Source organism: Adhaeribacter sp., assembly GCF_057359045.1.
Genome location: NZ_JBMQUD010000054.1, coordinates 53,036 through 60,276 on the forward strand (window position 1 = coordinate 53,036; position 7,241 = coordinate 60,276).

Sequence of the window (7,241 nt, forward strand, 5' to 3'; positions counted from 1 at the left end):
CAAAATTTATAATATTTTTTATATAGTATAATTTCGATATAAAGGTAAGCTATTTGGAATGCCTGGGCAATACTCAAAATTGAGTATTTAGAAAATATTTTTTGTAAAGGCTTATGGGTGAGCTAATCGGAACGAAAATAATGCGGTTAACGCCAAAAAGCCGCATAAGCACGGCTAAACCAATTGGTATAAATAAATATCACTGCTTTACTTTGCGGTAAATTTTAATATGAGCAAAATCCAGTAAAGTAAATTTTCATTAACCCTAATGCCTTCTGCCCGTTTTAATTATTTCAGACTATAAATTATCCAGATTATGATACCAGTACGAGGTTATGCTGCGCCGGATGCAACCCATCCGCTCGGCCCGTTTAGTTTCGAGCGCCGAGATGTAGGCGCACACGATGTTTTAATTGATATTTTATTTTGCGGCGTTTGCCACTCCGATTTGCACCAAGCCCGCAACGAATGGGGCGGCTCTATTTACCCCATGGTACCCGGCCACGAAATTGTGGGCCGCATAAGTAAAGTAGGCGCTGAGGTAACCAAATTTAAAGAAGGCGATATGGCAGGCGTAGGCTGCTTTGTAGATTCTTGCCGTACCTGCCACAGTTGCCAGGAAGGCCTGGAACAATACTGCGAGGTGCACAATGTAGGTACTTATAACAGCTACGAACTCGACGGCAAAACCCCTACTTACGGCGGATATTCTACCCAGATTGTGGTTGATGAAAAATATACCCTGAAGGTTGCGCCGGACCAGGATTTAAGCCGGATAGCCCCTTTACTTTGTGCCGGAATAACCACTTACTCGCCTTTGCGGCAATGGAAAGTAGGAGCCGGCCATAAATTAGGGGTAGTAGGTTTAGGCGGTTTGGGCCACATGGCGGTAAAATTAGGCGCTTCTATGGGGGCCGAAGTAACCGTGCTGAGTACCTCGCCGAACAAAGAAGCTGATGCCCGGGCCTTAGGAGCCCACAAATTTGTAGTTACCCGCAACGAAGAGCATTTAAAAGAAAACCGCAATTACTTCGATTTTATTCTGGATACCGTATCGGCGCCGCACGACTTAAACTTGTACCTGAGTTTATTACGCCGCGATGGCACCATGATTTTGGTAGGTGCACCACCCGAGCCTTCGCCGGTAGTTGGTTTTAGTTTAATCTCGCGTCGCAAACGCCTGGTAGGTTCTATGATTGGTGGTATACCCGAAACCCAGGAAATGCTGGATTACTGCGCCGCGCACAATATTTTATCGGATGTAGAAGTAATATCTATGAACCAGATTAACGATGCTTACGAACGCATGCTCCGCAGCGATGTAAAGTACCGGTTTGTGATTGATATGGCTACTGTGTAATCAAACTAAAATTGAATTACACAAAAGAGCCGGCTTTAATTTAAGCCGGCTCTTTTATTCTAACCGGGAAAGTTTTTACCTGGGAAATTATATCAAATAGGATAAGGCTATTTCTATAGCTGAAAACAAAGTTTATTCTACCCAGCCCCGTCCTTCAGTAGAATTCGAAGAATTCCAAAAGAATCTTCTGGGTTACCTAATCAGAAGATTCTTTTGGAAGGACGGTTTAGATTGGCAAAGCTTTATGACTTGCTGCTGTGGGAACTAGTATTTACTAGGTGGTATAAATGGCTTTTTAGACCTTTCGAACTATATATTAAGCGTTTCTATTTTGAGCGTCTCGCTCGGAATGATTATACTCCGGCCTCTGGCCGCTATAGTTGTTTGATTATATTGGTACGTTAGGAAGTTCTTGTTCTTACCACCGCACCTGAATTAGCCTTTACCAAGATCAGGAAAAATGGTGATAAAATTAAGTGCGATGAGGAGTCGGTAAGTTTAAATATTTCGTCCTTGCAGGACTTTGGCTACTGAAAATACGCAAGGTACCCGGCTGGCCCTTACAGGGCTGAACAAGATAGCTGGGCGAAGGGCTAAACTTATAGAAAGGAATAAGCGCCGACCGAAATAGAAAAAGAAGTGGGGCTGGCAAAAATGCTTTTGTTTCTTAAGCGCTTTTGTTCTTTAAACTGATTTTTGCAGTTCTAGGAACGCGGATCCTAAATGGTCTATTACATCAGAGGCCACCAAGGCAATATCGCTTACCTGGTTTTTAGCTAAATCGCCAGCCAAACCATGCAGGTAAACCCCCAAGCGGCAAGCATCTAAAGGAGGATATTTTTGTGCCACAAGGGCCGTAATAATGCCGGTCAGTACATCGCCGGTACCGCCGGTAGCCATACCGGGGTTGCCGGTGTTGTTAAAGTGCAGCTCGCCGGTGGGTGTAGCAATACAGGTGTGGCCACCTTTTAAAACCACGTAGCATTGGTGTTGTTGGCAAAAGGTTTGGAGTAATGCCAAGCGGTGGTAATCGTTAGCAGCTTTACCAACCAGGCGTTCAAATTCTTTGGGGTGCGGGGTTAAAATACTTTTAGGCGGGAGTAGCAGGAGTAAATTTTCTTCTGCTAAAATATTTAAAGCATCGGCATCTAATACCAAGGGCACCGTGGTGGTTTGTAAAAGCTGCCGCACCAACTGGCGGGTTGCCGGTTCTTTGCTTAAGCCGGGGCCAATACCGATGGCTTGGTAAGGTTCCAAATCGGGGAGTTCTGTTAAATGGTTTTCCTCCCTGTCGGGTAAAGTCATGGCTTCGGGTACGGCTATTTGCAGAATATTGTACCCCACTTTAGGACAATGCACTGTGAGTAAGCCTACCCCGCTCCGGAGGCAGGCCCGCGCAGCCAAAGCTGCCGCACCCATTTTGCCATAACTGCCAGCCAAAAGCAAAGCATGGCCGTAAGTACCTTTATGCGAATATTTGCCCCGTGGTTTTAGCAAACCTATAATGTGCTCGCGCTCAATTAAATAAATTTTAGTTTCGGCTTCTTGCAGATAAGCCGGACTTAAGCCAATAGGTGCCACGTGCCATTCGCCTACAAATTTTTGGTTTTGCGGCAGCAGAAAAGCCAATTTGGGTAGTTCGAAGCAAAGGGTATACTGCGCTTGCACAATGGCATCGGTGGGTTGGTTATTCTGCTCGGTATACAAGCCCGACGGCACATCAATACTTATTTTTACCGCCGAAGATTGATTGATAACTTGGATAACCTCCGCAAAAATGCCGCTAACCGGCCGGCTTAAACCAGTACCAAACAAGCCATCCAGAATGATATCGGTAGGAGCAAGGGGCCGTATATCAGCAATATTCCGGAGTTCGGTTAAGGCTACAGCCGCGGGTAAGTGTTGGCGATTGCTCAAAAAATCGGCTGAGAATTTAGTACCTTCGGTTACTACCCAAACCTGTACGGCGTATTGCTGCTGGTGCAGCAACCGGGCAATAGCCAGACCATCGCCGCCATTATTACCGGGGCCACAAAGAACCAAAATATTCTTGCTCTTATCCGAAAATCTTTGGGCAAACCAATGGGTAAAAGCCAGTGCAGCCCGCTCCATTAAAACTACCGAAGAGATATTTTCTGCCTGAATGGTGCGCTGGTCAGCTTCGCGTATCTGGGGAGCAGTAAGTATTTTCATAAGCTTAAGGGCTGCATTTGGAGTAAAATATTTAAACGGAAGTTTTACCAATGCGGGTTGCAGTTGCTCTAACCATGGGGTTTACAGATAAATATTGCTTACAAATTACCAACATAGGAATCTTTAAATATCGTTATCCGGAATAAATTTACCATCCCTGCCCTCCTAAAACACTTAAAGCTTTTTACTTTTACTAAGCTCAAAGGAAAAGAAGTTGGCATAAAACAGACCTTTGCTACCGGTAACTCTCCCCTTGAAGTGACCACAGGGGTGTAAAGGAGACAGAAATTAAGAATAGCTATATTTTCTAGATTATCAATGCAAATGTAAACCCCTCTTTATCTCCCCTCAAGGAGAGAGTTGCTGCGTAGCCAACTGCTTTGCGTATAAAACTTTCTTTTCCCTACCAGATTAGCTATTGCAGGAGGGAAGCTTTTGGAATAATTTTATCTGCGTTTTAGCTTACCGGTCTAACTCGCCCAGAACAATATCTACCGAGCCCACAATGGCAATCATATCGGCTACCATGCAACCCCGCGAAATTTCATGCAAAACCGATAAGTTAGAAAAACAAGGCGAGCGCCCTTTGCACCGGAACGGAATATCGGATTTTCCGGTAGCCCGGAAAAAATAGCCTAGCTCGCCGCGTGGCGTTTCGGCCCGGAAATATAATTCCTGCTCTTTTGGCCGTATTTTTTTCGGGCACATAGCTTGCGGGTCAAAATCAGGGGTACGTTTATAATCGGTTTGTAGCCGATCGAGGCACTGCCGGATAATCCGCGACGACTCACGGCACTCCAGCGCCCGTACGTAGTTCCGGTCCCAGCAGTCGCCGGTTGTGCCCATTAAACCTTGGCCAATGGGTATATCAAATTCTAATTCCGGGTAAACCGAATAGCCATCTACGCGGCGTAAATCAAACTTAAGGCCGGAGCCGCGCAGCATAGGGCCGGAGCAGCCGTAATTAATGGCTACGTTTAAAGGCAAAACCCCAATATTAGCGGTGCGATCAATAAATATTTTGTTTTTCAGGAGAATATCTTCAAACTCATCTAATTTGGGTTGTAAATAATCGATAAACTCCCGGCAGCGTTCTTCAAAACCAATGGGTAAATCGTAGTAAAGGCCACCAATCCAGATGTAATTATACAGCATACGGGCTCCCGATACCCACTCCAGCAACCGCTGAATATGTTCGCGGTCGCGCAGCATCCATAAAAATGGCGTATAGGCACCAATATCAATGGCGTACGTGCCAATGGCCAGGAAATGCGAAGCAATGCGGTTTAGCTCGCTCACCAGTACCCGGATGTATTCTACCCGCTGGGGTAGTTTGCCCTCTAAGCCCAGCATTTTTTCGACGCCCATGGCCCATACGTGTTCTGAGTTCATGGCGGCCAGGTAATCCATGCGGTCTACAAAGGGTATGGTTAAGTTATAGGCCCGGGTTTCGGCGTGTTTTTCAAAGCAACGGTGCAGGTAACCAATATGGGGCACCACATCGGTTATTATTTCGCCATCGGTTATTACCTCTAAGCGCAATACACCGTGCGTAGACGGGTGCTGCGGGCCCATATTCAAAAGCATTTCGCCGGCTTTCAGGTTATCGGGGTTGTGGAAAGTAGGCTCGGCCTGGGTTATATAAGTAGCGTATGGCGAATTTATAGTTGAGGACATTTTAAGCGCGTAAGCTGGGTTAAATTAAAAACAAAAGTTCTTGTTTAAAATAACCGGTTATAAACCAGTCCGGGGCAAAAGAACTTTTTTTACGTAAAGTACATTTACCGTTCCGGATTGTTTTCGGGTATGCCAAAGCCGGTGAATCTTTCGTCTTTAAAGCCATTGGCTTCGTTGTGGTTGTCGTAGGGTACTTTAATGCCGTGGTAATATTCGGGCCATTGGTAATCGCGGCGTAATGGGTGACCTTGCCAATCGTGGGTGCACAAAATCCGGCGCAAATCTGGGTGACCGGTAAAATTTATACCTACTAAATCATACGCTTCACGTTCGTGCCAGTCGGCGGTGCGCCAAATGTGGCAAACGGTAGGCACTTCGGGCAAATTACCTTCGGATGTGAGGCGCGGGGTAATTACTTTTAACGTCAGGTGGTGGTCGTAGGGAATAGAATATAATTGGTAAATAACTTCCAGCGTACCTACTTCCGGGCCGTTATCTAAACCGGTAATACAAGCTAAATAATCGAAATAGGTCTGTGGGTGAGAGAACAACTCCTGGCAAACGGCCGCAATGCTTTCGGTTTTAATTACCAAAAAAGGCTGCGGGTTCTGGATATTTTCGCCGGTTATTATTTCGCTGCCAAACTTATCGGTTATAAAAGCTTTCAATTCGTTGTAATACACGTTTTATCCTTTGTTTTATTAGCAAACCAATTTTTACCTTAACGGGCAGTAATATTAAATAATTGGTGTTACGCAAAGTTAAACTAAATAATGACCAATCCTTATTTATTCAGATAAGGCGCTACTTCCTGTAGCTTAAAAGAAACGGCTGTTCCGTTCACCGACAAACAAGCACTTGGCAGCCCAAATTCTGCGTGAAAAACAAGTTGGTCTGCATCAAAGCCAATTCTTAATTCATCCAGGCTAAAATCACGGATTGGCTCCGCGTTGGTAAAGCATTCTTGTGTTTCTGGTTCGTTAGAAAATTTTAGGTAATCTGCTTTTATTTTTTCGTTTATCTGTTTAAGTAGTTCGCCTTGTTTTTGGTTAAAAAGTGCGGCATTTTCTATTTCCTGGTATTCACCAATATTTAACCGGTAAAGGCTGTTTTCATAACTATACCGGCCTTTATAATCAGGCGAACCCGTTGATACCGTTTTATAATTTCCATAGGTGCAGGTTTTAATAATAATGGGGTCCTCTGATCCAGGGTTCTTTTCTTCTTGCTCGGTGCAGGTTGCCGTAAAGTCAGGTAGATTGGGAGGGCTTTTCTTTTGTTCTTTGGCCGTTGACTTGGCAGGGCTAATATTTTCTGCCATGGCCGGAGGGGTGCTTTTAGTGGGAGTGGTTGCCACCGTTGAGGCAGATTGGCTGTTGCCGCAATAGGTAAAAAGAAATAATGATGTTACAACAAGCAGTAATTTCTGGTGAGTTTTCATTTTAACGGGACGTGGAAATATTTATTAGGTAATTTACACATGAGCGATGGCCCAATTGGTATTAACCTTTTGTTTAACCTTAACCTGAATTAAATTTTCTTAGATGAAGGTGCCTGCGGCCTTCATAAACAAGCCATATTAATTTAGCCGCTTTTATTTAGTTCTATTTTGCCGGCATAGGCTAAAATTATGTTTTGTCGGTTTGGTCAGGATTATTGTTCTTAACTGCTTCTAAAACAGGTAAGTGGATGTGGAACTTTATCGCAACTATCCTGACGAATATAACCACTAAAGCCGCTACTAATTCGGTTATACTTCCTGATAAGTTAAAATAAATACAAATAAAGTAAACCACGCCGCCTGTTACACAAGCCAGGGCATAAATATCTCGTCGTAACAACAAGGGCACTTCGTTTAACAACACGTCTCTAATAAGGCCGCCAACCGAACCGGTAATAGCCCCCATTAAAATACAAACCCAAAACGGGAATTGCGCCTCCAGGCTTTTGCTAATGCCCACCACGGTAACCAATCCAAGCCCAATAGAATTCGTCACGCTGCGCTCGAACA

6 protein-coding genes are annotated in these 7,241 nt (G+C 44.6%); 1 reads left to right on the plus strand and 5 read right to left on the minus strand.

Annotation, left to right across the window (positions count from 1 at the left end; genetic code table 11):
• Window positions 1-316: 316 nt before the first annotated feature.
• Window positions 317-1,360: an NAD(P)-dependent alcohol dehydrogenase gene (locus ACO1R6_RS09565; RefSeq protein WP_486264240.1), complete on the plus strand. Its 1,044-nt coding sequence runs from the start codon at window positions 317-319 to the stop codon at window positions 1,358-1,360.
• 684 nt (window positions 1,361-2,044) lie between these two features.
• On the opposite strand, the gene ACO1R6_RS09570 is transcribed toward ACO1R6_RS09565, so the two are convergent.
• The 5 genes from ACO1R6_RS09570 to ACO1R6_RS09590 form a co-directional block, all read right to left on the minus strand.
• Entirely contained in the window at window positions 2,045-3,553 is a 1,509-nt protein-coding gene (locus ACO1R6_RS09570; protein ID WP_486264241.1) for an NAD(P)H-hydrate dehydratase, read from the minus strand.
• Between the two features lie 462 nt (window positions 3,554-4,015).
• Window positions 4,016-5,230, minus strand: a complete 1,215-nt coding sequence (locus ACO1R6_RS09575; protein WP_486264242.1) for an NADH-quinone oxidoreductase subunit D — start codon at window positions 5,228-5,230, stop codon at window positions 4,016-4,018.
• A gap of 104 nt (window positions 5,231-5,334) precedes the next feature.
• Entirely contained in the window at window positions 5,335-5,913 is a 579-nt protein-coding gene (locus ACO1R6_RS09580; RefSeq protein ID WP_486264243.1) for an NADH-quinone oxidoreductase subunit C, read from the minus strand.
• 101 nt (window positions 5,914-6,014) lie between these two features.
• The gene (locus ACO1R6_RS09585) at window positions 6,015-6,551 is read right to left on the minus strand and encodes a hypothetical protein (protein ID WP_486264244.1); all 537 of its coding nucleotides are present in this window, start codon (window positions 6,549-6,551) and stop codon (window positions 6,015-6,017) included.
• A 307-nt stretch (window positions 6,552-6,858) separates the two neighbouring features.
• Window positions 6,859-7,241, minus strand: a 383-nt coding sequence (locus ACO1R6_RS09590; RefSeq protein ID WP_486264246.1) for a trimeric intracellular cation channel family protein, incomplete at its 5' end; no start/stop codon positions are given.